Genomic DNA, 26,217 nt, shown 5'->3' with positions numbered 1-26,217 from the left:
GACCTGAATCCCCGCACTGACTTATGAAGCATCCTATCGCATTTGATGAACAAATTCGAACCGCGATCGAAGCAATGTTGCGTCAGGGAAATTGGTGCGATTACCTGGGCCCAGAAATTTCGCAGCTGGAAACAAATTTAGCGAGTCACTTCGCTCAAACTTATGCACATACGTGTTGTACCGGGACGATTGCTACAGAAATTGCCCTGCGTGGCCTGAGTGTGCAAGCTGCAGACGAAGTGATCCTGTGTGCCTATGACTTTTCAGGAAATTTCCGAGCTGTCGAGGCGATCGGCGCTACTGCGGTGCTGGTCGATACCAGCCAGAAGAGCTGGACGATTTCGCCTGAAGCGATCAATCAGGCTGTGACCGACCGCACGCGCGCAATTATTGTCTCGCACCTGCATGGCCAAAACGCGCCGATGAAAGATATTGTCGCCATCGCCGAACAGCGTGGCATTAGTGTACTGGAAGACGCTTGCCAAAACCCCGGCGCAATCATTGACGGTCGTCCCGCCGGCGCCTGGGGAACTTGCAGCACGCTCAGCTTTGGGGGGAGCAAGCTTATTACAAGCGGCCGCGGGGGAGCAGTGCTCACGAGCAACGAGCGGATATCGCAGCGGATGCGAGTCTACCGCAATCAAGGGAACGACGCTTTCGCAATGAGTCAACTTCAAGCGTGCGTGCTCATTCCTCAACTCGCACAATTGGAAAGCCTCACACAGTTACGCTCGCAGGCAATTCAAGTGCTAGAGTCTCAGTTGCACGGAAGATACTCCTGGTTAAGCTTTCCGGAATCAGCCAGCAATGATACGCGAGCTTACTACAAATGGGGCTTCTTTGTTGTGAATCCATCGGACCAAGCTACGGACTCTCAGTTTCGTGACACAGTCATCGCAAGGCTGAGCCAAGAATCGATTCCGGTCGGAACAGGTTTTTTGGGACTCCATCGACGCGCGCTCAAGCAGTCACAGCGTTGCCGCAGCTCGGGCGCACTGGATCGTGCGAAATTTGCAAGTGAAGCCACCATTGTACTGCATCATGCGATCCTGTTAGAACCAACCGGCTGGATAGACAAACTGCTAGAAACTCTGGATGAGATTGACCGAGCGTACGCATGAGAATCTTGTTGACAAATGATGACGGTTTTCATGCCGCTGGACTTCAGAGCCTCGCAGTTGAATTAGCCCGTGAGCACGAGGTTTATGTTGTGGCACCGCATCAGGAGTGTAGCAATTGTGGGCATTGTGTGACGGTCAAGCGAGCGTTGTCATGCACTCAACTGGCACCGAATCGTTGGATTGTCGATGGTTGGCCAGCGGATTGCGTGCGGATTGCTCAGGCGCACTTAAAGCTTGAGGTTGATTTTGTTTTATCGGGCATCAACCATGGCGGAAATTTGGGCGTCGATATAGCGATGAGCGGAACCTGTGCGGCCGCGCGTGAAGCGGCGTTTCATGGTCTGCCCGCTATTGCCGTCTCTCAGGTCCGAAAACGCGGTGTTGAACTCGATTGGCAAACGAGCAGCTCGCGCGCGGCGGAGGTCATTGCAAAAATTCTTTCCGATCAGATCCGACTGTCAGGCTATTGGAATGTGAACTTACCGGCAATCGCGCCGGAGTCCACTTTACCCGTGGCCCAACATTGCTTGCCCGAACTCGCTCATCTTCCCATCAGCTACGAGCAGACCAGCGAAGGTCTCGAATTTCGTAGCGATTACCATGCGCGACCGCGTTCCGAAGCAACGGACGTCGAACTCTGCTTTCGTGGAATCCCGACTTGTTCCTTCATAACACTGCGGTAGACGGCGAGTGCGATTTGGAGATGTTGCGATTTGGAAGATGTAAGAAGCAGTCCCAGCATAACTTCCGCAAGTTCGTCGTAACGACGTGGGTATCACTCCCCTTTTTCAATGCGAAGAACGCAGCCCGATGGGCATGCGGTTAAACGAGTTTGGCTGCAGCTAATTTTCAGTCGGTAGGCGGCGTATAACCAAAGAACTCTTGCGAGACGGCTTCGCCAACAGAATTGAGTTTCGCTTGCAAGCCATCAATGAACTCATGCAGCCCCATGTTCATCACACTATCGATATCTGTGTATGCGAAATCAGCACGCAATCGCCCCAGCAACTGCTCGCACCGCATGCGGTAGTTATTTTCGGTTCCGCCTGAAATCTTCAACAGCGACCGTTCGGCTTGACGCACACAAAAGTGAATCGCGCGCGGGAAATCGCGGTCCAGCAGCAGGAATGCCACGACGCTTTTTGGAGACAGCCGACCGTATTCTTTGCGGTACATTTCCAGTGCGCTTGCACTTTTCAGCAATGTCGCCCATTGTCGCATGTCGAGCGGAGTTCCCACGTCGCTGGCTTGCGGCAGCAGCAGATAGTATTTTACGTCGAGGATGCGCGAGGTTTTGTCCGCCCGCTCAATCATCTGGCCGAGACGACCAAAGTGCCACGCTTCGCCGTGGGACATAGTCGTATGGGTAACACCTTCGAGCGAATAACTTGCACGTTTGATCCGGTCGAAGAACCCGTAAGGGGCCGTGACAGCCAGCGTGTCATTGCGAGCGTCTCGAACCAACAAGTAGAATTTGTTGAGTTCTTCCCACATTTGCGACGAAAGCATTTCACGCGAAGCGCGGGCGTTCTCCCGAGCAGTCGCCAGACATGACATGATTGAGTTTGGATTTTCCGCATCAAATGTCAAGAAGCGAATGACGTTCTCCTGAGTTGCCTCCGTGTAGCGTTCTTTGAATTCTTTATGGTCGCCGGTAGTAAAGACGAGCGGCGCCCATTGGCTGCTGCCCTGGACTCCGACGTCTAACAGCAGATTCAAATTCACATCGATAAAGCGTGCGACGTTCTCAGCACGTTCCAAATATCGACTCATCCAAAACAGCGAATCCGCAACACGAGAAAGCATATAACAGTTTTAGGTTTATCAGAAGTTGTCAAAAATTGGCGGTCAGGCATCGATTGGAGAGCAAATCCGACCGAACTTGAACGCATTGTAACATTGGATCGAGCAGTCTTATAACTGCCGTCAATTTCTTAAAAGGTAATTCGATTTAAAAGTCTTCGAGAACCCACGTATCTTTGCTTCCACCACCTTGCGAAGAATTGACGACGAGCGAATTCTTTACCAATGCAACGCGAGTCAAACCACCTGGCAGTACGTAGATGTCTTCCCCATAGAGAATGTAGGGTCGCAAGTCGACGTGCCTGCCTTCCAGCCGATCTCCGCATAAGGTTGGTACGCGCGATAGTGAAAGCATAGGTTGTGCAACGTAGTTTCGCGGATTTTCTTTGATCAGGACTTTGTACTTTTCAAGCTGATCAGCCGTCGCGCGCGGCCCCAGCAAAATACCGTAGCCACCCGATTCGTTGGCAGGCTTGATGACCAATTCGGCGATGTGCTCGAGAATATACTTTCGCTGCTCTTCATCAGCAGCCATGTATGTCGGCACGTTAGGCAGCGTAATTTCTTCGTTCAAGTAGTACTTGATCATTTGCGGAACGAAGGCGTAAACAGCTTTATCATCGGCCACCCCGGTTCCTGGCGCATTGACCAATGCCACACGCCCGCGTCGGTAGACGTCCATCAACCCGCGAACGCCAAGGGTGCTGTCCGGGCGAAGAACATCTGGATCAAGAAAATCGTCATCAATTCGCCGATAAATTACGTCGACACGCTGCAAACCTCGCGTCGTTCGCATGTGAACATAACCATTAGAAACCACCAAGTCGGACCCCTGTACGAGTTCGACGCCCATTTGCTGTGCGAGGAAGCAGTGTTCAAAGTAAGCCGAATTATAGATCCCGGGAGTCAACACAACGACGTTCGGATCGCTTACTCCCTCGGGCGAAATATATTGTAACATCGCCAGAAGTTTTTCTGGGTAGCTTTCCACCGGCGCGATCGCCAACCCGCCAAACAGTTGTGGGAAAGTTCGCTTCATAACTTCGCGATTTTCCATGACGTAAGACACGCCAGATGGGCATCGCAAGTTGTCTTCAAGCACATAGACCTGCCCGTCGGCAGCACGCACCAAGTCAGTACCGGTAATGTGGCACCAGATACCGCGAGGCGGTTTCATCCCGCGCAGCGCAGGCAGGTAACCTTTGCTCGATTCAGTCATATACTCCGGTATAACGCCATCTTTAATGATGTTTTGTTCGTTGTACATGTCGTTGATGAACATGTTCAACGCCTTGATACGCTGCTTTAGTCCCGCTTCGATCATTTCCCATTCCGACATCGCGATGATTCGCGGAATGAGGTCGAAGGGCATGATTTTCTCTGTTCCGGCATCGTTGCCGTAAACATTGAACGTAATCCCCATATTCAGCAGTTCGTGGTCGGCCGCCCGTTGTCGTCGCAACAGTTCTTGGGTCTCTAGAGTCGCGATTCGTTCCGCGAGCGGTAACGAAGCGGGGCGGGGCACGCCAGCCTGGATAAACATTTCATCGTAGAAATCATCGCAGGCATAATCAGCGAATCGATTGATCGTGATCATTCCGTCGCGTTGCGATTGTGATTGGTTCTGAGTTTGAATTTGATTGCCGCTTTCGGAAGCTTGATTCTGCATGCACATCACCTAGTCAGGGGATTGGGCTTATCGCAATTGGATTAGTTGCGGACCGAACAGGGTATTAAGTCAGTTGCTGATTATGGATCGTTACAACCTTCACAATCGGCGTACGTATCATTAACGCTTCAACATTCGAGTTAGCAAACGTCGGGAGCTTTAGTTTTATCGTTTTTGGGCGGTAGAGGGCGAGGGAGCTGGTTAATTCTGCCGGTTCAAAGCAACGTTCGAAACCAAACATATGCTTTGGAGACCTTCATCATTGCAAGTGCCAAGCCGCCTGAGTGAAGAAGAACGAATTTCGTCAGAGCCGTCGCAGCAAAGCAAAAAACTGGCTATTTCGCTGACTTTCCACGGCTTGCCCCCGGGTATGCGCCCCGCTAGGAACCAAAATGTCGCGCGACAATGAGCCAGCCAGCACTTCCGCAAGGAAGCAATGACAAGTCACGTTCTTAATACATCGTCGACTGGCGTAAAAGAAAGCCTGCAATTTCCACATTGGTAGAGGATGCAGCAGAACTGCAAAAATGTGGCCGCCAAAAACAGACTTTCTCTGATAGCTAATCTCTGAAGCGGACTATACTACAACTGCTGCGGCATGCCAACTCTTAAATCTTTCGGAACGTCGGGTTACCAGTATTAGTTAAAAAACTGGGGTCTGACCGTTTCGTTCGTTGTGTTAGCATCGCTGTTTAAGTTGAATCGTTCATGATTTCGAACTATTTTAGAGCGATACGTGGTCGAGCCACCGATCTGAGGCATTGATGTTCAGGGCAGGTATTCCCTTGTTGACTTTTCTTAACACACATTCCACCTACAATCGCCCCATTGCATGCTTGCTCTTAGGGTTGGCTACAGTATTGCCGGGCGGACCGCTGCATGCGCAAGATTCTGTCTCGCCCAGCGACGCAGTGGGGGATGCGCCACTAGCGGCGGGTCAGCCATCCCAGGATGCGCCGTCGCGTCCCGTTTCCAGCACATTTCGACTGGAGCCGCGAAAACTTGCCGAGGGCGTGCTGATGGTTGTCCCTCCCAGCCAGCATTCCGGCGACACATCGATCGGCCCTCAAGATCTAAAATTCGTTAGCGAACACCCTGAACTCGAGTGGAGCCCTCCCGACTTTCCAGACGGCACTCCAAATTTCATGTCCCGCAGCGAAACGCTTCTGGAACTTGGCCGTGATGTAACGCTTCGTCACCCGGTGTGGGCGCTTGAGTTTTCTTTTAAGCCTATCCGCCTAATTAAAGCTCCGGTCCCAACAGCCACAGGAACCATCGAAGACCAGCTCGTCTGGTATATGGTGTACCGCGTCCGTTACACAGGTGGCGACTTGCTGCCAACCGTCTCGGCTGTTGAGGCTGGAACGGGATTGCCAGAGCAGCCAGAATCGGTGGTCTATAAATCTGTTCGATTCCTTCCACGTTTCACGCTAGTCTCCCCGGAATTCGGCAAGCAGTACGATTCGCAGATTCTAAGCACCGCTAAAGGACCAATTGCCAATCGCGAGCGTGTTGGCAAACCTCTGTTGGATTACATGGAAATGAGCTCTCGAGCGATCGAGCCTGTGTCCGACGAAGGTGACAATTCGGTCTGGGGTATCGCGACATGGGTGGGGGTCGACCCACGAATTGACGCGTTTTACGTTGACGTTCGCGGCCTTACAAATGCTTACCAGATCGACGTAGGCACCGATGGACGCAAAAACTTCAAACGCAAGACACTGCGGCTATATTTCTGGAAGCCTGGGGACACTATCGCTCAGGAACAAGATCGGATCAGCTTGGGCGTACCGGCATTTGAAGACAAAGCGCGGCACCGCGAAGTCTTAAATCTGTTTAAAATTCCGGAACCACTTGATTTTTCCTGGATTTATCGCTAGCCTGTCGACCTCATTTTCGTTGTTGGAAATCTAGCAGCGATCGTCTTTGAAATACTAATCATTCACCTCTGCTGGCGAGTCGCATTTTTGGCGTCTCGCAGCACTTGATAGGCTACGGATCGAATAAAATGGCACATAAGAAAGGCCAAGGCTCTAGTCGTAACGGTCGCGATTCCAACGCTCAACGCCGTGGCGTTAAGAAATTTGGCGGCGAAAAGGTTATCGCTGGCAATATCATCATTCGCCAAGTAGGAACAAAATGGCATCCAGGAGCGAACGTTGGCATGGGTCGTGACTACACGATCTTCTCGCTGGTTGAAGGCAATGTGTACTTCGATCGCGAAGGTCGCCGCGTCAACGTCAAAGCAGCCGTTCCTGCGTAAGCTTAACAACAACTGTCGCGTTCCACCGGTTGCATCAGAGCCGGAATATGAGTTTTCGCGACCGAAATCCTGATCTCAGGCGGCTGAATCCAGTCGCCTGATTTGCTTTATAGCCCCTTGTTTTCCTCATTTCTTCCTGCTCTGTACGCCTTCACCGGCTGCCCCCAAGCTCGCGGGGCTGATCGTGTTGACAAGCGGATTTCCAACACGTCAAAGTCTATATGTTTGTCGATCGAGTCGAAATTGAATTGATTGCTGGTAAAGGTGGCAATGGCTGCATGGCATTTCGCCGTGAAAAGCACGTACCGCACGGAGGACCTTGCGGTGGCGACGGCGGAAACGGCGGAAGCGTTGTTATCGAAGCGCGCAATGGCGTTAACTCTTTACTCAGCTTTGCTCACCAGCGACATTGGCGAGCCGAACGAGGAGAGAATGGCTTGGGAAGCGACTGCCATGGCAAGAATGGCAAGGATCTGCTCCTTCTCGTCCCACCTGGAACGGTGCTGATCGACCTCGAATCGGGAATGGTCATCCGCGACTTGGTGGAAGACGGCGAGAAGATCGTTGCAGCTAAGGGTGGTCGCGGTGGCTTCGGCAATACGCACTTCAAGACATCGACCAACCAAGCTCCACGTCAAACGGGCGAAGGAGGCGAAGGCCAGCGCCGACGCGTGGTTCTAGAGCTCAAGTCGATTGCAGACGTCGGCTTAGTCGGCAAGCCGAATGCTGGCAAAAGCACCTTGCTCAGCCGCCTCTCGCGGGCTCGACCCGAGATCGCGGATTACCCTTTTACAACCAAGACGCCTAATTTAGGCCTGGTCGCCTCCGGAAATGACCGCAGCTTTGTGATGGCTGACATTCCTGGACTGATCGAGGGGGCTGCGGACGGAGTTGGTTTAGGGCACGACTTCCTGCGACATATTATGCGAGCTGGCTTGTTGATTCATCTGATTGAACCGATGCCGACGGACGGCACCGATCCGATCGAGAACTACAATGCGATTCGCCACGAATTGTCGACATACAGTGAAGAGCTGTCCGGACGGACTGAAATCATTGCGATGACAAAGTCGGAGCTGCCGGGTGCAACTGAGGTGTATCAGGAGTTCAAAGCTGCAATCCAGAAGGAAGTGCTGCAGATCAGTGCCGTTACGGGCCAAGGTTTGAATATACTGGTCAATAAAGTGGCCGATGAGCTCGATAAGATTCGCAAACCTGGGAAGTCGTAGAGATTTTCGGTTCGCCGCCGACAGCAAACGCATCGCAGCTGGCTTTTTCTGGAAGCCGGGAACGTGTTGGGAAGCTTAGCTGTTTCGCCACGATCACTGCTGGGCAAGCCAGCAGTGGCACCCGTTTTCGGGAATCGCACGTTACATTTCAGGAATTGCACCGAGATTCCCCCGCGTTCTTGGCGAACGCAGCTACGGAAAAGGCTGCTTAAGTTGCCGCTTATCGTACACAACTCACAAAAAACTTTCCGCTAACCTTTGGAACACGGCTTGCGTACCAAACGGCATTCCCGATAAACTACGCGGCTCGCTGGGTTGTGGAAAATTGTACGTATCGCGCTTTGAAAGGCGATATGATCGATCGATCGGCAATCAGAAGTATTCAAACTGTAAGAAAATTGCGTTGGCAATAAGGAGTCGGCTAGATGCCGCGTCTGCTGGGTGTTGACATTCCGAATGACAAGAAGACTGTCATCTCGTTGACTTATTTGTACGGTGTAGGTCCGCACATTTCGCGACAATTGTGCGAACAGGTTGGTCTGGATCCAGACAAGCCTGCGCGTGAGCTTACCGAAGACGAAGTCAGCCGTTTGGCTGCAATTTTGGAGCGAGATTTTACTGTCGAAGGTCCACTTCGCCGTACGATCGCTCAGAACATTCAGCGTTTGCGTGAAGTTCGCTGCTACCGTGGCCTACGCCATCGTGCCAGCTTGCCGGTACGTGGACAACGCACTCGAACCAACGCTCGTACCCGCAAAGGTCCACGTAAGACTGTTGCTGGTAAAAAGGGTGTTAAGGACCTCAAATAGTTGTTGGCTGCGGCACTTCGATTTACCGAAAGTGCTTGGTCAACTACTCACTGCTATCAGCAGGTCATTCCCGGCAGACACGGTGCGAGTCGGGACGGTTGTTAATTAGTTTATCGCTTTAGAGGTTGGAACTGTGGCCAAGGCCAGTACTGGAAACGCTCAGAATAAGCGTCGCAAAGTCCGTCGCAACGTGACTCAAGCGATCGCTTTTATTAAAAGTACATTTAACAACACGACGGTAACTATTACCGATCTAAAGGGTGATACCTTGTGTTGGGCAAGTGGCGGCACGAGTGGCTTTAAAGGTAGCCGCAAAAGCACGCCTTTCGCTGGCCAAGTTGCAGCTCAACAAGCAGCTGAACGAGCTGCCAAGTATGGCGTTAAGGAAATTGAAGTTCGCGTGAAGGGCCCTGGGGCTGGTCGCGAATCGGCAATTACCGCTCTTCAAAGTGCCGGTATTACCGTCAAGCAAATTCAAGACATTACGCCGATCCCTCATAACGGCTGCCGCCCACGCAAGCGTCGCCGCGTTTAGGGTTCCTCAGTTGCCCCGCAACTGAACTACGAATATACATATTTTTTGGATTTCCCCGGTTTACAGAGGTTGCCACGATGCATATCCGCTGGCGCGGTCTAGAGTTGCCAAGCAATGTTCAGGTTGAACGATCAACGCTGACTGCTAATTATGGCAAGTTTTACGCAGAGCCTTTCGAGCGTGGTTTTGGTGCCACCATCGGAAACAGCTTGCGTCGCGTATTGCTTTCCAGCTTGGAAGGCAGCGCTGTTACTCAAATCAAAATCCGCGGTGCTCAACACGAGTTCTCGTCGATCAACGGTGTCCTTGAAGATGTCACCGAATTGGTTTTGAACGTCAAGAGCTTGATTGTCAAGAACCACGGCGATTCGACTCGCGTTATCACCGTCGAACGAAACACTGCCGGCGAAATTCGTGGCAGCGACGTTGAAACCGATGCCGACGTAGAAATCATCAACAAAGATCACGTGCTCGCTACTTTGACAGCCGACGTTCCATTCATGATGGAAATGGTTGTTGAAAATGGTCGTGGCTATGTTCCTGCCACAGAACATTCCAGCGGTGATCACGAAATCGGAATTATCCCTGTTGATGCCGTTTACTCACCTGTCGTTCGCGTTCGCTACGACGTTGAGGAAACTCGTGTTGGTCAAAAGACCAACTACGATCGCATCAACCTTGAAATTTGGACAGACGGTTCGGTCGGACCTGAAATGGCTTTGGTTGAATCAGCGAAGATTCTTCGCAAGCACCTCAATCCATTCGTGCAGTACGCAGAGCTCGGCAAACAAGTGCATGCGACTGCTCGTGGCGGTCCCGGTAGCGCCGAAGCGCAGCTTGAATCCAAGCTGAACATGTCGGTTACGGAACTGCGTTTGTCGGTTCGTGCCAGCAATTGCTTGGAAGCCGAAGGCATTCAGACCCTGCGTGACTTGGTCCAACGTACGGAAGACCAATTGTTGGAAGTCCGAAACTTCGGTGAAACCACGTTGACGGAAGTTCGCGAGAAACTTTCCGGACACGGTCTTCACTTGGGCATGCGAGTGCCTTCGCAACAATCGCTGCGATAGTACGTTTGCCAGATATTGTTTTACAACCGCTTGGCGAGGAGCCTGGCGGTTATTGCTTTAAGAATCCTATTAGTTTTAATTTGGTCAGATCATGCGACATCGACGACTCGGCCGCCGGCTCAACCGCTCATCCCCTCACCGCAAGGCGCTGTTCGCCAACCTAATCTCGGCACTGCTTTTGACAGAGCGAGAGGTCGTTGAAGGCGTAGAAGCAAACATTCCCAAAACGAAGGGTCGAATCATTACAACCATCGAGAAGGCGAAGGAAGTTCGTCCGCTGCTCGAGCGTTGTATTACGATCGCCAAGAAGGGACTGGCTGCAGACGCAGAAGCGGAACAATTCGCTACCACTGCTGAGCCACGCACCGACGCTTACAAGCAGTGGCGCCAAAGCGATCAATGGAAATCATGGGCAAACGCTCGTGCTCCTGGCGTCGTCGCTCGCCGCCGCGTTCTTTCCATTATCCGAAACAAAACCGCAGTACGCATTTTGTTCGAGACAGTCGCGCCGCGATTCATGGACCGCGATGGCGGTTACACTCGTATTCTACGACTTGCCAAGCCGCGTTTGGGTGACAACGGTACCCGAGCTTTGCTTGAGTTCGTTGGACGTAACGATCGTGTGAAATCGAATAAGGCTCAGAAGCCAGAATTCGCGGCATCAGCACCAGCGGATTCCGCTGAATAGTTCGGCGAATCACGCTTATTTTCATTTGAAGCTCACTGCAATAACAGTGGGCTTTTTTTGTGGCCGTATCGAGTCGATCTCATCACGTAAATGGAGACCGATTGAGTGCACCTCCAAATGCTTTGAAGTCATCACCAAGCTTGGTTTGGTGGATTGATGATCCAACCGCAGTGATTGGCTCATCGTCCGACCGAGGCGAGCTCGGTCGGGTTGCGTGGTGCGTAAGTCGATACGCGGACTGTTGCTATGGTTCTTCAGGCCGAACCGCTCATCTAACAATGCCGCGCGTATTTAATACGAAGGTGTCGACCTGTCACGGCATTACAACCCAAAGCTAACGCAGTGCAACTTCTCAAGCCGATCAGTAACCGGCTACAAAATCTCCCAGGCAGAGTGGATTATTAAGGCCTGCAAGCGGCGAAGTGAACGTGAAAGATCGTGGTTCACGGTTATTCGTGCGATTCGTTTTATTCGTGGTCAAAAGACTCTCCCATCAGCCTGTCGACGATATAAACAATTGATTGGAATGCGGCAGTCGCAAACGGAATCGTTGGATATTTTTTCCAGTCCGGCGCGAGGGACGCCGCATGAGTGCCCCGAGTTGCTGGGCGGGCGGATTCATAGAACCACGAATTGGGCGAATAGCACGAATGGGACTAACACCCAAGTTCTTACGACACTGCGAACACAACAAAACTTCCGTAACCGATCAGTGATCGGTTACAGCACCTTTCAAGCAGAGTCGCTTGTTATGGCCGAAGCGGCGAGTAGAAGAAATCTCTATCGCTCATCGGACGTGGGTCTCTCGCCTCCGGGTACAGTTCGTCTTGGAAAGGTGAGAGTGCATTGGATGGTCCCGGTAGGAAGCCTGGGTTAGGTCCGCCAAAGCCTTGATTGAATCCGGGATTCGGCCCGATAAAACCGTTCCCTTGACCGGGTCCCAAGTTCCCAGGCGCTCCGCCAGGCCAGCGTCCAAAGTTGCCACCAAAGTTGGAATACACCTGCGGCAGTTGCGGCCCCCAACCAGGATATGGCGTCGAGAATGGTCGATAAGGGTAACGCCATTCGCCGTAAGGAATGACGGGAGCTCCGTACTGTTCGACGCGATGGTAATGGTCGGTCGAATTGTTGCCCTGCAGGCTGCTGCGGCGGTGTCGATAAATGCTGACCGCTTGCAAGTCGTTGGCGTAGGTTGTCGGGACAACACCTTGCGCAAATTGATCGACTGCAACGTTATCGCGATGGGTATACGTCGACGGCAGGGTTGTCCAATCGACTTTGGGAGCTGTGCAGGTCGCGCAGATTACTGGTTCTGCCGCACGCAAGTTATGGGGGACCAGCGCGACTGCAGCGAACAGAAAAGGGATTAACCAGTTTGAATTGGATGAGCTGTTCATCCAATCCAGGCTAATTGCGTAGCTCGCAATTAGAATGAAAAATGAGGAATTCTCGCCGGATTCCTACCTGCACTGCGGACTGATAGCAGGCTGTGCGCATTCTATCGATTGTAAGGCCTTAACTTGCCCAGCAGCAATCGTTAATCTTCTTGACCGCGACGATAAGCATCGGCGAGCGACTCATCCTGGCCAATGGTCCAGCGTTTTCCGTCGCTTTTTAGCTCAACGTAATTGGAACCAATCGCCGTCACTTCGCCACTGATACCAGCCAAGTCGAACTTGTCGCCTACCTTGACCGAGATTGATTTGCCTTCGATACGTGACGTGAACCACGCTTGCGGCCCTTCGCGTCCGCTCAAGAGAGCTGTCACGCGCGTTTGCGTAGCGATATCAAACTTGGGCTCGGGAGTCGGAGGCGTCGGCGGCGGTGGTGGTTCAACGACGTTGATGGCGATCGTTTGGACACTGACAGCTTGAGGGATGCCGGTATCGATTGCCTTGACCTTAACTTCGTATTTCCCAAGAGTTCGCGGGGACCAGACCAAACGGCCGTCGCGAACCTGAATGCCAGGTGCATTTGAATCGACGAGTTCGTATTTGACCTGTTGACCTTCGTCGGGGTCATTGGCTTTCAAATCGTAAGAAAATGGTGCATTCTGAGTTGCCGAAGCGGACGCGGTGCGTGACCAATCTGGCGGTCGGTTCGCAGGGTAGAAAATATTGCGAGAGGAAATTGCAGCGACATACTCTTCGACTGGCCGCGTCATCATCTTGAACTCTTCGATTGGGGGTGAAGCTTGATCGGCCGCAGCCGCGTCAAGCACCGCGACTTCGATGGTCATGGATACAATGAACAGGCCATATTCGGTCGACGCAGGCGTGAGTTTCATACTACTGATGCGATGCAAATAAGGCTTCTCGTAAAATCGATAAAGCATACGTGTGGCGTCGACTAAGTTCGCTTCGCCATCGAACATATACTTAATCGTGCGATAGATATTTTGCGGCTGTTTTTGATTTAAGTTTATTTGAACTGCAGCACCGTTGGTTGACTGGTGCTTGAAGTTGCGTACGTTGGATTCCGCAGCGAATTCAATCAGCCATTCGGTGTAAATCGTTCGAGCTGTCTCGAGATCACTCGGCAACGAACGCGCGGCATACTTGTTGAGGTCTTTGCGGGCGAACAAGCTGCGTGTAATCGTTTCGCCTTCTTGGATCGATTTGTTTGTTAGCGAGTCGATCGTGTCGTACTTGGCATTGAAACCAGCTTGAATGCCTGTCCAAAGGTATTGACCAACACCTAATACGACAACGAGCAAGACACCGAGTGCTAAGATTTTTTCGCGCTTACTCATGACTGGACCTCCTTTGACTCGGAAGCCTCTGTGATCGTAGATTCCGGTTTTGTCTGTTCTTGATCTTCGTTTGATTCCGCCTCAGGAGTCGCTTCTTCTGAGGTGGATGGAGTTGCAGCGTCCGCTTCAGCATCGCTTTCAGCAAATGGATTCTCAGTTGGCTCCGGCACGTTTTCTGGTAAAGCTATTGCCGGTAGAGCCCATCTCGTCTCTGACCCCGACGCAATCGTTATCGTAGCGTTACCAAAATATTTGTAATTCCCGGTTTGTTTCGCAGTTGGGTTCCAGCCAGTCGCTTCAAATATGTGTGTATCGTCGCGAAGCTCACGTTCAACCAGCGGCCCAAGGGAACGTTCTGTTACTCCGATGTTAGCTGCGATGCTACCAATACCGGTGAGAGCTTGTGTGCTACAGGTCAGTGGACCAAACACCATTTCATTTGCAGGTAACGATTTGACCGACAGATAAGCCAGTTCGTCCAACCAGTTGACTTGGCCTGCCTCGAACTGGTCGATGAGTGCTTTCTCGGTTAACAATTGTTTTGCGAGCTCTAACGTCTCTTTATTGTTAGCCATTTGTTCATTTAGTTCAGCGATCTGACGGTCAAGCTCGCGATGGCTCGACCAATACGAATAGATGCCAAACCCGACCAACAGCACCGCGGCTGCTGCGGATCCGATGATCATCGGCAGCGAACGCTTCTTTTCGATGGCGTGGCGCGTATTCAGAAAGTCGATTTGCCGCCCATCCAACTCTGGCTCGGCTTTGACTTGTGACCGGGCTAGTGCGGAAGCGAGAGCGAACCAGCCGCCTTTGTCAGCCAGTTCCTTATCGGACGCGGCTAAGCGACTCAGGTCAAACAGCTTGGCCGCGTCGATTGCATCGGTCGGCTTCGCACCCAAATCGCTAAGTTCCGCAGCTTGCTCGTTGCTCAGCCCAACAACAGCGACTCGTTCGAAGTTGACCGGAAACTCACTGTCACTCGCAGCCATTGCGGTACGTTTGATCTCGTTGGCATAGGCCTTCAGCGACGCTTCCCCCGGCTGTACCGCGGTTTTTACGCTTCGCAAGAAGTGCACTTTGCCTTCTTTGCAAACAGTTAGCTCGGAGCCATTGTCGTACGATTCCGCTAACAGAAATGATGATTGATCGTCAGCAGGAAATTCGGCCGATCGAAGGACGTAGTCCGACAACGCGACGGGCGCGAGCAAAATCGATTGCACTTCCAAGCCAGCGGCATGCGCGGCACGGCGAAGGTTGTTGATAGAGTTCGGCGACATGGCCGCAGCTAAAACGGTTGTCTGCTGGCCTGCCTCACTATCAGCGGTTCCGCTCGAAGGCAAAGCGATAAAGTCGATAGGCCAGTTTTCACCAGCCATCGCAAAGAAGCGACTTGCAGAAAAGCGAACCATATCCGGCAGTTCGTTCAAATCCTTAGTCGGTAACGGAGCAACACGCAGTTCCACTTCACCTCGGCGAACAATCGCCGCACATTTGCTGCCGCGAATCCCTGCCGTTTTTACCAATTCCGTCAGCGCTGCACTGGCATCTTCAATCGATTCGATGCTCTTGGAAAGCAGACGCTCCAACTGTACGGACGAACCTCGCGTGGAACCAACGGCGAGCCACACGTTGTTGCGGGTTATTTCAATTGCAATATGTCGCATGCAAAACTCTGTCTTCTATAAATCCTACTAGGCTGTCGCGTTGAGCGGCTTTACTATTGTAGTTCGAAATTGATGGAATCGACCTGTAACTTCCAAGATTGCCTTACCATCAATTGGTAATGCCCATGCTGCTCATGAGGGCACGTTGCCCAAGCGTCGCAGCATCAAAGCCACGTCCCAAGTGATCCATCCGTCGGTACGATACGATTTTTGGAGGCGATTCGGGCGATTCAGTCGAATCGATGATGACTTCGATACGCGCAAACGCTGCTCCCTGTTCAAAATAGCCAATGACCTGGGCAGCATACACGCTGCCGCCATTGGTGAGCAAAGGTGCCCATTGTCGCATTTGCTCGAGACTGATAATGCCTTCCACCATCGGCCAGCTTTCGAACTGACGATTCTCGCTATCAGATTGCTGCGCACGCGCGCTGATGAGCGAATCGATTGTCTCCTGTGTCATGCCGGGCAAGCCAGCAAGGATTTCGCGAGGTGCCTGCATCAAGTTGATTCGTCCGGGTAGTGCTGGCGAAGTTGAAACGGTAAGGAACTGCATCAAGGCTGGCATGTAAGCCGCCATTGCTACAGGGTCGTTCGCAAACGGCGAAGTATAAATTGTCTGCTGGCCGTTCTCGTCGATCATGATGCTCGAACCAATCAGGTCGAGGACTTGGCCGTAGGAGTTCGAACCGCCGCTGGTCAGGTCTAGATCCGCTGCCGAAGCCGACCAAGCTTTCGTTATGGGCGCTGCTGCACCACCACCGCCTCCTCCTTGTCCGCCACCTCCTTGACCACCACCGCCAAAGCCTCCGCCGCCTTGTTCTCCGCCACGCCCGCCGCGACCGCCACCTTCGCCACCGCGACCGCCGCCTTCACCGCCGCGCCCGCCTCCGCCTGGGCCGCCGCCGCCACCTTGGCCTCGTCCTCCTCCACCTTGACCACCACCGCCACCTTGGCCTCGTCCTCCTCCACCCTGGCCACCGCCGCCAGGTTGTTGCAAGAAGACCAACCGGCCAGGCGGAGTGAAATTCATGGAAGCCGTATCAGCTACAACGATTGCAAACCCAGCAAAGGGAGCGAGTTTTGAAGCGAGGATCAGTTCAGCAAAATTCGAATAGTGCAGCGTCGAAGGCAAGAAGCTCAAACCGCCTCCACCTCCAGGACGTCCGCCACCGCCGCCACCACCTGGCCTGCCCCCTCCTTGACCGCCGCCGCCTGGACCGCCGCCACCTGGACCACCGCCGCCTGGACCGCCGCCACCTGGACCACCGCCACCTGGACCACCGCCACCTGGACCACCGCCACCTGGACCACCGCCACCTGGACCACCGCCACCTGGGCCGCCGCCGCCTGGACCACCGCCGCCCGGACCGCCGCCACCTGGGCCGCCGCCACCCTGGCCGCCGCCATTTGAATTACCGGCAGACGCACTGGCAGGTCCATAGATTCGATAGGCCAGAATATAGGAAACCCAGTCTTCGTTGGTGATCACCGCTTGTAAATCGGTTTGGAGTGTCTCCAGATCTTCCGAGTTGATGTTGATCCGTGGGTTTCCGGAGAGATCTGCATTCTTCTCACGAGAATAAAGCGTCAGGAAGGGAGCCCAGCCTAGCATCGATTGTTGCTCGGCCCCCATCATGCTCGAGGTACTTGTCGAAATGGTACTCGTGCCTGCGGTTGGAGTTGCGAGCCCGGTCATATTCATCTCACCTGGATCAAGCACTCCATTGCGGTTCTGATCGAGCCCAAAGAGTAGCTCCGGCGTAACACCTCGCACTAACAATAATTCCTCGATGCTCATTAGCGCCTTGTTCGAAGGTCGGTAAGGATTCGGGAGTTGTTGATAATACTCTTCTTCAGCTCCAAACTCGCGTGCTTCACTGTCTTCGTCGATCCAGTCGAGAATACTATCGGCGACGTCTTCTGTCATTCCTGGCAAGCCCATCAGAAGCCCTCGTCCAATTCCGCCGCCGCTTGCGCCAGCCATGCCTGCCACGGAACCACTTAACTCACTAGGCAGACCTAAAGAAGAGAGCGCACTTGAGTCAACGTTCCCGCCAGTGAGCGAAGTTAACGCACCGAAGGCTTTATCGACTGCCGCCAGGGCATTAAGATTTAGCTTGGCCGATTCGTTTTGTAGCCCGAACCGAATCCCTTCCAACTGTCCGTTTGTGTTTAGTCCAGGAGCAATGATCGAAAAGTTGCTGATGTTATTGATATCAGCATCTTGAGAAACGTTGATTGCTTGGAAATAGTTGGGATTATCCCATAAACCGCCTGCATCATTTTGCGCTGATGGTTGCGATGCCAAAAAGAGTCTCAGGTGATCGATGCCCGATTCGGCTGCAACACGAGCTTGCGTTGATCGCGAAAGCAGAATGCTTTCTTCGCGCGCGGCAAGCATCGATTGAGAAAAAGCCAGCGCAGCGAGCGATACGGCCGACACAACAAGCAGGACCAGCAACAAAATGAAACCGCGTTTTCTCGACTTCACTGTTTCAACGTGAGTGGCCAACTGATTGCGACGGTAGTAACTCTTTGCGGTACGGCGAGATTTTTTCATGGTTTAAAGCCCCATTGCTGCCGATCCGTTATCAGTACTTGATGCTGGCGGTGTCGCCAAAGCAGCCCCTGGAATCGGAACCAGCGTCGAAAAGATTCGAACTCCGCTCTCCTGCAATGTAGCCGGTGCGGTCATAGTCAGATTCACGGGAGCATTCAAGCGCTGTTCAAGCGGTGTAGAAAGGTCTTGCAATGCTAATGTAACGCGGATAACAAATGGCATTCCTTGAGTAGAAGAGTCCCACGTCAGCATCCACTCGGTGCCATTAAAGTACTCGAAAGACAAACCGACGACTTCAGGCGCCACGAGCTCTCCGGTACGATTAATTTGTTCGATCGTTCCGCTCGTATAAGCTTGCTCAAGTACAACTCGGGCAATCGAGCGGCGTACAAGCCCGCTTCGCGATAGGCTAGAGCGGTTTGCATCCATAGCATCGCCGCCGAACGCAGACAGCGAATCACGCACGCCGTCCATCGTTTCTCCTTGGACGAAATAGCTGACTGTTTTGACATCGGAGGGCAGGTCGGTCAGCGTGCCAGAGACAATATCGGTCTGCTGCACGATGTATTGGTCGGGGCGAGGCGGCCTAGTGATATCAAATTCAATCGCTGTCTCTGACCCATAAATACCAGGCGGCATTGATGTCGAAGCGGTACCGGACGAATCCGTAGCCAGCTGCCCCATCAGATCTGTCCCCATACCTCCACTAGTCATACCTCCACTAGTCATACCTCCACTAGTCATACCTCCACTAGTCATACCTCCACCTGCGCCACCGGCAGGCATGGCACCTCCGCCACCTCCAGCCGCAGCACCGCCCCCCATACCGCCAGCGCCCATTCCGCCGCCGGCGCTTGACTGAATCAGCTCGACTAGGGGTTGGATATCAAAAGGTTCGTTACGTACCGTGGACCGAAGATCGTCGGAAATCATCGCCAGAATCATACGCGCCAGCCGCAACTGCTCAAACGTATTGTCGGCTCGCGTCTGATTCATCACGTACCATTGCATCAGTCCGCCCACGAGACTTGCAACTACCGCAGTAAGCGATAGGGCGATCAGAACTTCGATCAACGTCATACCCTGAGCCAGGCGTGATCGAATGGAAGCGTTCCAAGACCTATGTGTGTATTGCGTCATTCTCAGATCCCCGTTCCGGTTGCGCCAGTTCCCGTCGTCGCCGCCGCATCTGCCGGCACGTCCAGGTTCAGGGCTGGATCGATAAAGAGCTTTGTTAACCTCGCAGCGATTCTAGTGCCGCTTAGAGCTGCAGACTCATCGCCAATGTATACCGTGACTGCCAACATGTTAGGAATATTGGCTGGTATAACATCAATGCGATAGTACCAAGGCTTTGTTAGGGCGACTTGGTCGGTAATCGCGACCCAGTTACTGCTCTGCATTTGAATCCCGCCCGCGGAAATCTCCGCCAGCTTGGATTCACATAACAAGTTCGCTTGTAAAGTGTCGCGAGAGCCCAATGCATTGTCGGTTGCCGTCTGGATGATCTGCGCCAACAGCGCTGCAGACATACTTAAAATGGCGAGCGCCAAAACGACTTCTAGCAGGCTGAGCCCACGGCGGCCAACCTTTAAGCGTTGCGGTTTGCGACGAAGAGCAAGCTTGGTATCCATTTCTGGATAATCTGCGATGTCTAAAATCATGCTCATTGTGGGACCGCCTGGCCTGGTACTAAGTCCATGACACGTGTCGAACCAGTAATGCCGCGAAGCTCGATACCGATCCGCCGCCCTTTTCGATTCTGAACCACAACACGCGCCGTGCTGGTCGAACCGTCTGGATAAAACAAAATGGGATTAGACCAACCACCCGTCGAAGCAGTCGCAAGCGTAGCCGTGCCAATCTGCACGGCACTTCGCATGTCGCCAATCACCTGCGCCTCGGAGAAAATCACAGATTCTTCGACTTGCCAATTGTTAGTCGTCAGACCGACTGAGGCAATTCCACCGGCGTCATCAGTGGCTAGAATTTGCCCTGATTGAGCCATAATCGTCGCGCCGCCTGAAGCGTTTGCAGAATCATCAGCCGACAGCCATGGCTGCGTGGATGCTTGACGGTCATTGACCATAAACCGCATGACCTGGATCTGCCCAGTCCGAATAGCCAGCAGTCTTGTTCGCTCGAACTCAAGCTCAACTCGTTGTGCGGCGTCATTGATCTGAGCGGTGACAACGAAGCCTTGATAAGTCGGAACGGCAATCGCAGTCGCGCCGGCAAGGATCACAAGGACCAGAATAAGTTCGATAAGGGTAAATGCGCGTTTCATATCCAAGCGAGGGGTTGAAGCAAGCGCGGTCAAAGTCCCTTATGGTTGACCCATCCACGGTAAAGTTAAATCGCGAGCCACCGGACAACAACTAATCTTTGTTGGTGATGTCGTCTTCCGTATTGGCTTGACCATCAGGCCCAAGGCTACGGATTTCGAATTCGCTGCCCGTGATCTTGTATTCGTAAGGGCGATCCCATGGATCATTCCCCACTGGCTTGTCGATCACTCGATCCCATTTGGTAGGGTCGGATAGATTGCTCGGTTGTTCGTAAAGATCATTCAAAGCGGTCGGCAATGAACCTACGTTCAATTGATACATGTTGACTTTGGTCGCAAGATTCGCGATCTGGGTCTTGGTAAAGCGCTTGTTCGCGCTATTTGTCTGACCGCCGATGTTCACGACGACAAGGCCAGCAATTACGGACAAAATCACGAGGACTAACAGTACTTCTATCAACGTAAAACCGGTTCGAAGCGCGGTACGGCCACGTACACGAGAACGGCTACTACTATTAAATCTCACGATCATATTCCTCTTCAAACAGACTCATTCATTTCCGCCAAACCACCATGGACTACGCGGATAGAGATCTACCAACCAGTTTGCTAGTCCAATGTTTCGCCACATCTGGCCCGAAATGAAATTTTACTTAACCAGAGCGGCCAGTGTAATGAGCCAAAGGCGGAATACCGACCGAAACAGCGCAATTAGCCTGGTCGCAATCAACTTTATCCGAAAAATGCGACAATTCGGAGGTGAGCAGCCCGTCAGAAACGAAAATAGCTGTCAACCAGGACAGCCATTTCCGTATTACGGCAATTCCAGGGTTCTCTGGTAAAGCCGGTCTGTTTAGTTCGAACTCATCCGCGGAGCAATCTTGGCAAGATAGTCCTTGGCAGCGGCGACTGATCGCTGGATGTCGAAATCGTCGGCGACTTCCTTTTGAAGACGCTCATTGCGACGTGCGGCGGAGCGTGAAAGCGGATCGGATGAACCCGTGGCGACCGGCTTAGCAACTAACACCTCCTGGGAATCCTGGTCCGAAGGGCTGTCGATTCGCGGGAGTTCGATGTGCGGAATGATACCCCGCGAACTGATGGCGTAGCCGGTTGGTGCAAAGAACTTGGAAACAGTAAGCCGGATTCCGCCATGGCCAGTTTCATTATGAAACACGCCTTGCACGCTCCCTTTTCCGTAGGAAGTTCGGCCGATTATCAGTCCTCGTTCGTTGTCGCGAATCGCACCTGCAAAAATCTCGCTAGCACTCGCACTGTCTTCATCAATAATCACCGTCAACGGCAACTTGGTCGTCCCAGCAAAGTGAGCGGCGAAGTTGTGGTTCTCTGCTCCGTTGCGTCCCCGCGTGCTGACGATGGCACCTTTTTCAAGGAAACGGTCGGCTATCGCGACGGCGGCATCCAGCAACCCGCCAGGATTGCGCCGCAAGTCAATGACCAGCATTCGCATACCTTGATTTGTGAGGTCGATCAAAGCCGCGTCGACTTCTCCTGGCGTCGTTTTTTGGAAGTTAGTGATTCGGAGGTAACCGATTCCATCGCGTTGATCCGCAATTTTAACGTCTGTAACGCTAGGAACTTCAATTCGCCGACGAGTAATCAGGCGTTCGTGGACTGAGCCGTCCGCTCGCTCGAAAGTCAACGACACATTGCTCAGTTCAGGACCGCGAAGCAGATCGGCAGCACGCTTGGCTCCTACAGTTGTCACGCTGTGGTTATCGATCTTAACGAGCCGATCTCCGCTTTGCAGGCCAGCCAGTTGGGCCGGGCCACCTTCGAAAACTTCAACGATTTCGAGGTCTTCTTGGTCTGCCCACAATTCGACACCGATCCCGATCAAATTGCCTTCGATCTGGGACATTATCTCATTGTATTCACCAGCGGTTAGGAAAGCTGAGTAAGGATCGAGCAAGCCAATCGCACCAGCAATATACTCATAAATTACCGCAGTTGGTGACGCACCGATCTGATCGCGAGCTTGGTTGGCAACCTTAACTACGATCGACTGTGCTTCCTGAACTGAACGCACCGGTTTGCCGAGCACGTTGCGATGTACATTAGCGCGGAAGTTTTCAATTTGGCTTGCAGGAACTCGGCTCACACTGTGCTTCAAGAAATCAGGCTCGGTCAAAGCAGTCTCTAAAAACGCCGTTCCGTTTCGCAGCAAGTCCTCAAGCTTGACAGAATCTACATAGTACAACTCGAGCTTACTCAGGATGTCGGAGAGAGCCTTGAGAGCCGTTTCCGGTGTCGTCGTATCGACTGTTTCAATAAAGGTATGGTCGGTGTAACGCCGCCAGACGTCGTGATGGATACGAACTATCTGCAGGCGTCGATAAACGTCGTCACGGTCCGGATAACTTCGGTGTAATTTCTCGTAATGATTGATCGCTTCTTGCCAACGTTGCTGTATCTCCAGCTGGCGACCGTTCGCGATCGCCTGCTCGACGCTGGGCGTTTGCAGAACTTCTTGCGCAAATGCGGATTGTGAGTGTGGGCTGATCGTAGATTGCAACATCCACGCAAGTGCAACCATGCACCCAAAAAGCTTCCTCGGCATACTTTAATCCCAGATTGGCAGGAGGGCTGTTTTCTCACCCAGGTCGGAAAGTCGTTGGAGCGACAACCTGCATGAGTCCGCAAGCGATGAGATTCGACAAATCCGTTGCGACACTGCGATCTGCTAGGCTTCTCACCGTTTGGAATATAAGTCACGTTTATTGCACGGTCAAAATTCCAGCGATTAACTTGCGGTAGTCCTACCGCAAGAGCGCGGTACATTCGACATAAGTGTTGCCTGACGCAGTCCAAGCATCTTTACGTAGGGTGTTCCGCACATGCGTACAGCAACAGTGGCAATGACCCTTGCGGGAACAGCGACTGTGGAAGGACGCGATATTCGTTAGAGACTTTGACGGCCAGCCGACTGTTTTTAGAACAATCGGCTCGCCAAGCGCGTCCTGCGCTTCTCCTCTGACAGCCACGCACACGCTAGGTGCAGGTAGCTGCTGGATTAGCTTCCAAGCAACTGTACGCGGCAGCTTCGCTAGCGGCAAGCAAATGAACCATATTTCTGTCGTGCTGGCAGACGACGGGCCGCGTCACTAGGCTTTTCCCGCACATTTTGACATTTCACTTGAGACACGCATATCCATCAAAATGCCGGAACGCGGTTTGCGTTTGATAGATTCTCTAGGCCAGCATTCCAACCAGCACAGCTTGCCCATTTGCTCTGGTATTAGTCGGCCTGGTCGCACGGCTCTCGATTAGCTGAGCAAGCCAGATCACTACCAAGCAGAGGTAACCATAATGACTGCTCAACAACATCACTGGTGGCTACCACCTCGGCTTGTAGCCTCAATCGCCCTAGTCACGCTCTTTTACTACTACGTGGAACTCGCTCGGTTCTGACCGCCGAACGACTCAGGCCAAATTCCAGCATTACAAGCACTTGAATTAGAAACAATTATGAATATCCAAATCAAAAAACGTCGCTTAGCGATCGCCGCCGCGATTGCCCTTAGCTGTAACTACGCACCCGAGGCACTTGCTCAGCAGGCGCCTAATATTTCGTCACCCCGCTCAACCGGGAGCGCGCCAACATCTGCAGCAGGGCGTCAAGGCGCAGGTGCGGCTGCTGCAGCTGTTCGTGGAGGAACCGCCACAACCCGTGCCCCCAACACACCAAATGCCCCGAGCACACAGCGACGCAATATGGCAACTCCCACGAACGCTCGCCCCTACTTCGACAATCAGTGGATGCAACAGATCGATCCAATGCTTAAACGAAACAACGTAAATCGTATGTCGCCGCAGGCTCGCAGCATTGTTCGCTCTAATCCCGTCGACACAACTCCTGACGAGCAAGACAGTTCGGACGGACGAGGCCGCAAGCACGGGGGACGCTACGGCTATCGGAATCCGGCAAGAACCCCATTTTTCTACGATTATTACTCGTACTCGCCATACTATTATTCCTACCCGTTGGGCGCAGTCGGCGCAGCACCATACGGGTCTTACTTTCAATACCAAGACCTAAACAATGATGGGTTCTATGACGAGTACCATACATATCGCGATCGTGATAACGATGGTATCCCTGACGAATATGAAGCTTACAACTTCCAAGCTGCCGCAGCCCAAGCAGAACAACGGCAAGCTCGCATCGAAGCCCGCGAGGAAAGGCAAGAACAGCGCGAAGAAGCTATCGCCAAACGCCAGGAAGAAGGACGGCCAGTGGAGCTTGATGGAGGTTTGCGGCCTGAAGATATTGCTGCAATAGACGGCAACGGCGACGCGAGTGCTTCCGAGTCCGCTTCGGAAGGGTCAGGCGAGAAGCCTGTCGGCATGCGTCGCTCTGTCATTGAGGGAACTGTCGCCGACACAATGACATCGACCGTCAATGATCAAGAACATCGGATTCTCCAGGTGCGATCGGATCAAGGCCAAACGTTTGTTGTGGACGCGGGCCCGATCACCACGACTGGCTTAGACAAAATTAGCCAAGGTGGTGAAATCGGAGCGAAAGGTTACGTTGAAACGATAGGTGAGCAAGAAGTGCTCATTGCTGAACAATTGACGGTCAGCGGACAAGCCGTGGAAATCAATCGTCAGGGCGAAGCGACCACAGCTCAAATCCTGGAGCTTAGTGTTGTCCCAACAGCAGGAACGGATCGCACCTTTGCTGTCGTCGAAGCTAACGGCGATCGCTACTTAGTTGACTTCGGAATCCAAGCCGCCGAAGAACTTGGGTTAGCGACAGGCGATGAAGTTGGCATTCGTGCGGTCCCTATTCAGGTGGGTGAATATCGCGTCTTCATGGCACACGAAGCAATTATAGATGGCCGGTCGACTCCAATAGTTCGATAAAGCGGATCCGACGTCACAAGCCAAACACAATATCCTCCCGCCAATCACCTGAAAAACTGATTGGCCACAAACGAAAAGAGCCCTGGTTTGTCATATAAAACCATGGGCTCTTTTTCTTTAGCGATGAACTAATCGCGAACGCGACCAGAAAATATGCGGTTACTCGGCAACGTATGGCATCAGGGCCATGAAACGAGCTCGCTTGACAGCTTTAGTGATTGCATGCTGGCTAACAGCGGTGCAGCCGTTCTTGCGACGACCAACGATCCGGCCATGTCGATTCACCAACTTGGAAAGAAGATCAACGTCCTTGTAATCGACATACATTGGACGTGGTCGTTTGCCATCCACGAACAGTGGATCTCGTTTTTTAGTCTTGGTACGCGTACGCGCTCGGCGACGCATAGGCTTATTCTTCAAACCACGCTTAAATGCAGCCATAACAGGTTGGGGAGATTACAAAAAAGTTGAGGCACCGCCTCGCGAATTTTCAAGGCCAGCTACGAAAACGTCTCAGCTGGCGAACAAAGTGGCCCGGCAGTATATCGCCACACCGAAAAGGTCACAAGTCGCGAATTCATGAAAAATCGTAGCTCTGCTGCAAAAAATGGTCGACTTTGCGGCGGGCGTGGATCCGAACCACCCATCCCAGCGTTTACGACGGGCGTTTTGCCATTCCAAGGCCGAACCAGAATCGATAACTAGGTACAAGCCGTTTACGCTCACTTGATCGCCTGCTGCATGGCAGTAGCAACGTCGCCAATCGGCCCGGCGAGCGTAGTTCGCGCATGCTTCTTCGTTTTTAGAATTTACGCCAAGTGCGATTGCTGCTATATCAGCAGCTGATTTTTACGTCTCTGGTCGATTCTCC

Annotated in this window: 22 protein-coding genes; 10 read left to right on the top strand and 12 right to left on the bottom strand. The window is 52.8% G+C overall.

Features of this window, described 5'->3' with window-relative positions; translation table 11 throughout:
• Nucleotides 1-23 precede the first annotated feature (23 nt).
• Nucleotides 24-1,121, top strand: a complete 1,098-nt coding sequence (locus SH451x_RS04935) for a DegT/DnrJ/EryC1/StrS family aminotransferase (RefSeq protein WP_479361333.1) — start codon at nucleotides 24-26, stop codon at nucleotides 1,119-1,121.
• A complete protein-coding gene (surE, locus tag SH451x_RS04930; protein WP_479361332.1) occupies nucleotides 1,118-1,804 on the top strand; it encodes a 5'/3'-nucleotidase SurE in 687 nt (228 codons plus the stop codon). The genes SH451x_RS04935 and surE overlap by 4 nt, the downstream gene beginning before the upstream one ends.
• 166 nt (nucleotides 1,805-1,970) lie before the next feature.
• Here the strand turns inward: surE and SH451x_RS04925 are convergent, their stop codons facing one another.
• Nucleotides 1,971-2,927 carry an alpha-E domain-containing protein gene (locus SH451x_RS04925; RefSeq protein WP_479361331.1) on the bottom strand — a complete coding sequence of 319 codons (957 nt, stop codon included), beginning with the start codon at nucleotides 2,925-2,927 and terminating at the stop codon, nucleotides 1,971-1,973.
• 145 nt (nucleotides 2,928-3,072) lie between these two features.
• On the bottom strand, nucleotides 3,073-4,593 hold the full coding sequence (locus tag SH451x_RS04920) for a circularly permuted type 2 ATP-grasp protein (protein ID WP_479361330.1): 1,521 nt from the start codon (nucleotides 4,591-4,593) through the stop codon (nucleotides 3,073-3,075).
• A gap of 764 nt (nucleotides 4,594-5,357) precedes the next feature.
• On the opposite strand from SH451x_RS04920, the gene SH451x_RS04915 reads away from it, so the two are divergent.
• From SH451x_RS04915 to SH451x_RS04885, 7 genes are all read left to right on the top strand, one after another.
• A complete protein-coding gene (locus SH451x_RS04915; RefSeq protein ID WP_479361329.1) occupies nucleotides 5,358-6,473 on the top strand; it encodes a hypothetical protein in 1,116 nt (371 codons plus the stop codon).
• A 128-nt stretch (nucleotides 6,474-6,601) separates the two neighbouring features.
• Entirely contained in the window at nucleotides 6,602-6,856 is a 255-nt protein-coding gene (gene rpmA, locus SH451x_RS04910; RefSeq protein WP_479361328.1) for a 50S ribosomal protein L27, read from the top strand.
• Nucleotides 6,857-7,077: 221 nt separating this feature from the next.
• Entirely contained in the window at nucleotides 7,078-8,085 is a 1,008-nt protein-coding gene (gene obgE / locus SH451x_RS04905; RefSeq protein ID WP_479361327.1) for a GTPase ObgE, read from the top strand.
• A gap of 437 nt (nucleotides 8,086-8,522) precedes the next feature.
• Nucleotides 8,523-8,894, top strand: a complete 372-nt coding sequence (rpsM, locus tag SH451x_RS04900; RefSeq protein WP_479362880.1) for a 30S ribosomal protein S13 — start codon at nucleotides 8,523-8,525, stop codon at nucleotides 8,892-8,894.
• Nucleotides 8,895-9,027: 133 nt separating this feature from the next.
• Entirely contained in the window at nucleotides 9,028-9,429 is a 402-nt protein-coding gene (gene rpsK / locus SH451x_RS04895) for a 30S ribosomal protein S11 (protein ID WP_479361326.1), read from the top strand.
• A 77-nt stretch (nucleotides 9,430-9,506) separates the two neighbouring features.
• Complete coding sequence (locus tag SH451x_RS04890; RefSeq protein WP_479361325.1) at nucleotides 9,507-10,499, top strand: DNA-directed RNA polymerase subunit alpha; 993 nt, start codon at nucleotides 9,507-9,509, stop codon at nucleotides 10,497-10,499.
• A gap of 91 nt (nucleotides 10,500-10,590) precedes the next feature.
• Nucleotides 10,591-11,187: a bL17 family ribosomal protein gene (locus SH451x_RS04885; RefSeq protein WP_479361324.1), complete on the top strand. Its 597-nt coding sequence runs from the start codon at nucleotides 10,591-10,593 to the stop codon at nucleotides 11,185-11,187.
• Nucleotides 11,188-11,936: 749 nt separating this feature from the next.
• Here the strand turns inward: SH451x_RS04885 and SH451x_RS04880 are convergent.
• The 9 genes from SH451x_RS04880 to SH451x_RS04840 all read right to left on the bottom strand — a co-directional run bounded on the left by SH451x_RS04880 (nucleotide 11,937) and on the right by SH451x_RS04840 (nucleotide 23,037).
• On the bottom strand, nucleotides 11,937-12,584 hold the full coding sequence (locus tag SH451x_RS04880; protein WP_479361323.1) for a hypothetical protein: 648 nt from the start codon (nucleotides 12,582-12,584) through the stop codon (nucleotides 11,937-11,939).
• Nucleotides 12,585-12,724: 140 nt separating this feature from the next.
• Nucleotides 12,725-13,939 (bottom strand): cadherin repeat domain-containing protein, encoded by a 1,215-nt coding sequence (locus SH451x_RS04875; protein WP_479361322.1) that lies wholly within the window; start codon nucleotides 13,937-13,939, stop codon nucleotides 12,725-12,727.
• A complete protein-coding gene (pilM, locus tag SH451x_RS04870; protein ID WP_479361321.1) occupies nucleotides 13,936-15,606 on the bottom strand; it encodes a type IV pilus biogenesis protein PilM in 1,671 nt (556 codons plus the stop codon). Before pilM ends, SH451x_RS04875 begins: the two co-directional genes overlap by 4 nt.
• A 109-nt stretch (nucleotides 15,607-15,715) precedes the next feature.
• On the bottom strand, nucleotides 15,716-18,169 hold the full coding sequence (locus SH451x_RS04865) for a hypothetical protein (RefSeq protein ID WP_479361320.1): 2,454 nt from the start codon (nucleotides 18,167-18,169) through the stop codon (nucleotides 15,716-15,718).
• Between the two features lie 3 nt (nucleotides 18,170-18,172).
• Nucleotides 18,173-19,309: a PulJ/GspJ family protein gene (locus SH451x_RS04860; RefSeq protein ID WP_479361319.1), complete on the bottom strand. Its 1,137-nt coding sequence runs from the start codon at nucleotides 19,307-19,309 to the stop codon at nucleotides 18,173-18,175.
• 2 nt (nucleotides 19,310-19,311) lie between these two features.
• Nucleotides 19,312-19,839, bottom strand: coding sequence for a prepilin-type N-terminal cleavage/methylation domain-containing protein (locus tag SH451x_RS04855; RefSeq protein WP_479361318.1), 528 nt, complete (start codon nucleotides 19,837-19,839; stop codon nucleotides 19,312-19,314).
• Nucleotides 19,836-20,456: a pilus assembly FimT family protein gene (locus tag SH451x_RS04850; protein WP_479361317.1), complete on the bottom strand. Its 621-nt coding sequence runs from the start codon at nucleotides 20,454-20,456 to the stop codon at nucleotides 19,836-19,838. Before SH451x_RS04850 ends, SH451x_RS04855 begins: the two co-directional genes overlap by 4 nt.
• Before the next feature lie 91 nt (nucleotides 20,457-20,547).
• The gene (gene gspG / locus SH451x_RS04845; protein ID WP_479361316.1) at nucleotides 20,548-20,982 is read right to left on the bottom strand and encodes a type II secretion system major pseudopilin GspG; all 435 of its coding nucleotides are present in this window, start codon (nucleotides 20,980-20,982) and stop codon (nucleotides 20,548-20,550) included.
• A gap of 327 nt (nucleotides 20,983-21,309) precedes the next feature.
• On the bottom strand, nucleotides 21,310-23,037 hold the full coding sequence (locus SH451x_RS04840; protein ID WP_479361315.1) for a S41 family peptidase: 1,728 nt from the start codon (nucleotides 23,035-23,037) through the stop codon (nucleotides 21,310-21,312).
• Nucleotides 23,038-23,945: 908 nt separating this feature from the next.
• On the opposite strand from SH451x_RS04840, the gene SH451x_RS04835 reads away from it, so the two are divergent.
• Complete coding sequence (locus SH451x_RS04835; RefSeq protein ID WP_479361314.1) at nucleotides 23,946-25,346, top strand: hypothetical protein; 1,401 nt, start codon at nucleotides 23,946-23,948, stop codon at nucleotides 25,344-25,346.
• Between the two features lie 159 nt (nucleotides 25,347-25,505).
• On the opposite strand, the gene rpsR is transcribed toward SH451x_RS04835, so the two are convergent.
• Nucleotides 25,506-25,751: a 30S ribosomal protein S18 gene (gene rpsR / locus SH451x_RS04830; RefSeq protein WP_479361313.1), complete on the bottom strand. Its 246-nt coding sequence runs from the start codon at nucleotides 25,749-25,751 to the stop codon at nucleotides 25,506-25,508.
• Nucleotides 25,752-26,217: the final 466 nt, after the last annotated feature.

This window comes from Njordella aestuarii (assembly GCF_056494165.1).
This window is presented reverse-complemented; position numbering and strand designations above follow the sequence as displayed.

What these genes read in the sequence shown, in the direction of transcription:
- SH451x_RS04935 (WP_479361333.1), top strand. Translation starts at nt 24, where the DNA reads ATGAAGCATCCTATCGCATTTGATGAACAAATTCGAACCGCGATCGAA.
- surE (WP_479361332.1), top strand. Translation starts at nt 1,118, where the DNA reads ATGAGAATCTTGTTGACAAATGATGACGGTTTTCATGCCGCTGGACTT.
- SH451x_RS04925 (WP_479361331.1), bottom strand. Translation starts at nt 2,927, where the DNA reads ATGCTTTCTCGTGTTGCGGATTCGCTGTTTTGGATGAGTCGATATTTG.
- SH451x_RS04920 (WP_479361330.1), bottom strand. Translation starts at nt 4,593, where the DNA reads ATGCAGAATCAAGCTTCCGAAAGCGGCAATCAAATTCAAACTCAGAAC.
- SH451x_RS04915 (WP_479361329.1), top strand. Translation starts at nt 5,358, where the DNA reads ATGTTCAGGGCAGGTATTCCCTTGTTGACTTTTCTTAACACACATTCC.
- rpmA (WP_479361328.1), top strand. Translation starts at nt 6,602, where the DNA reads ATGGCACATAAGAAAGGCCAAGGCTCTAGTCGTAACGGTCGCGATTCC.
- obgE (WP_479361327.1), top strand. Translation starts at nt 7,078, where the DNA reads ATGTTTGTCGATCGAGTCGAAATTGAATTGATTGCTGGTAAAGGTGGC.
- SH451x_RS04890 (WP_479361325.1), top strand. Translation starts at nt 9,507, where the DNA reads ATGCATATCCGCTGGCGCGGTCTAGAGTTGCCAAGCAATGTTCAGGTT.
- SH451x_RS04885 (WP_479361324.1), top strand. Translation starts at nt 10,591, where the DNA reads ATGCGACATCGACGACTCGGCCGCCGGCTCAACCGCTCATCCCCTCAC.
- SH451x_RS04880 (WP_479361323.1), bottom strand. Translation starts at nt 12,584, where the DNA reads ATGAACAGCTCATCCAATTCAAACTGGTTAATCCCTTTTCTGTTCGCT.
- SH451x_RS04875 (WP_479361322.1), bottom strand. Translation starts at nt 13,939, where the DNA reads ATGAGTAAGCGCGAAAAAATCTTAGCACTCGGTGTCTTGCTCGTTGTC.
- pilM (WP_479361321.1), bottom strand. Translation starts at nt 15,606, where the DNA reads ATGCGACATATTGCAATTGAAATAACCCGCAACAACGTGTGGCTCGCC.
- SH451x_RS04865 (WP_479361320.1), bottom strand. Translation starts at nt 18,169, where the DNA reads ATGAAAAAATCTCGCCGTACCGCAAAGAGTTACTACCGTCGCAATCAG.
- SH451x_RS04860 (WP_479361319.1), bottom strand. Translation starts at nt 19,309, where the DNA reads ATGACGCAATACACACATAGGTCTTGGAACGCTTCCATTCGATCACGC.
- SH451x_RS04855 (WP_479361318.1), bottom strand. Translation starts at nt 19,839, where the DNA reads ATGAGCATGATTTTAGACATCGCAGATTATCCAGAAATGGATACCAAG.
- SH451x_RS04850 (WP_479361317.1), bottom strand. Translation starts at nt 20,456, where the DNA reads ATGAAACGCGCATTTACCCTTATCGAACTTATTCTGGTCCTTGTGATC.
- SH451x_RS04840 (WP_479361315.1), bottom strand. Translation starts at nt 23,037, where the DNA reads ATGCCGAGGAAGCTTTTTGGGTGCATGGTTGCACTTGCGTGGATGTTG.
- SH451x_RS04835 (WP_479361314.1), top strand. Translation starts at nt 23,946, where the DNA reads ATGAATATCCAAATCAAAAAACGTCGCTTAGCGATCGCCGCCGCGATT.
- rpsR (WP_479361313.1), bottom strand. Translation starts at nt 25,751, where the DNA reads ATGCGTCGCCGAGCGCGTACGCGTACCAAGACTAAAAAACGAGATCCA.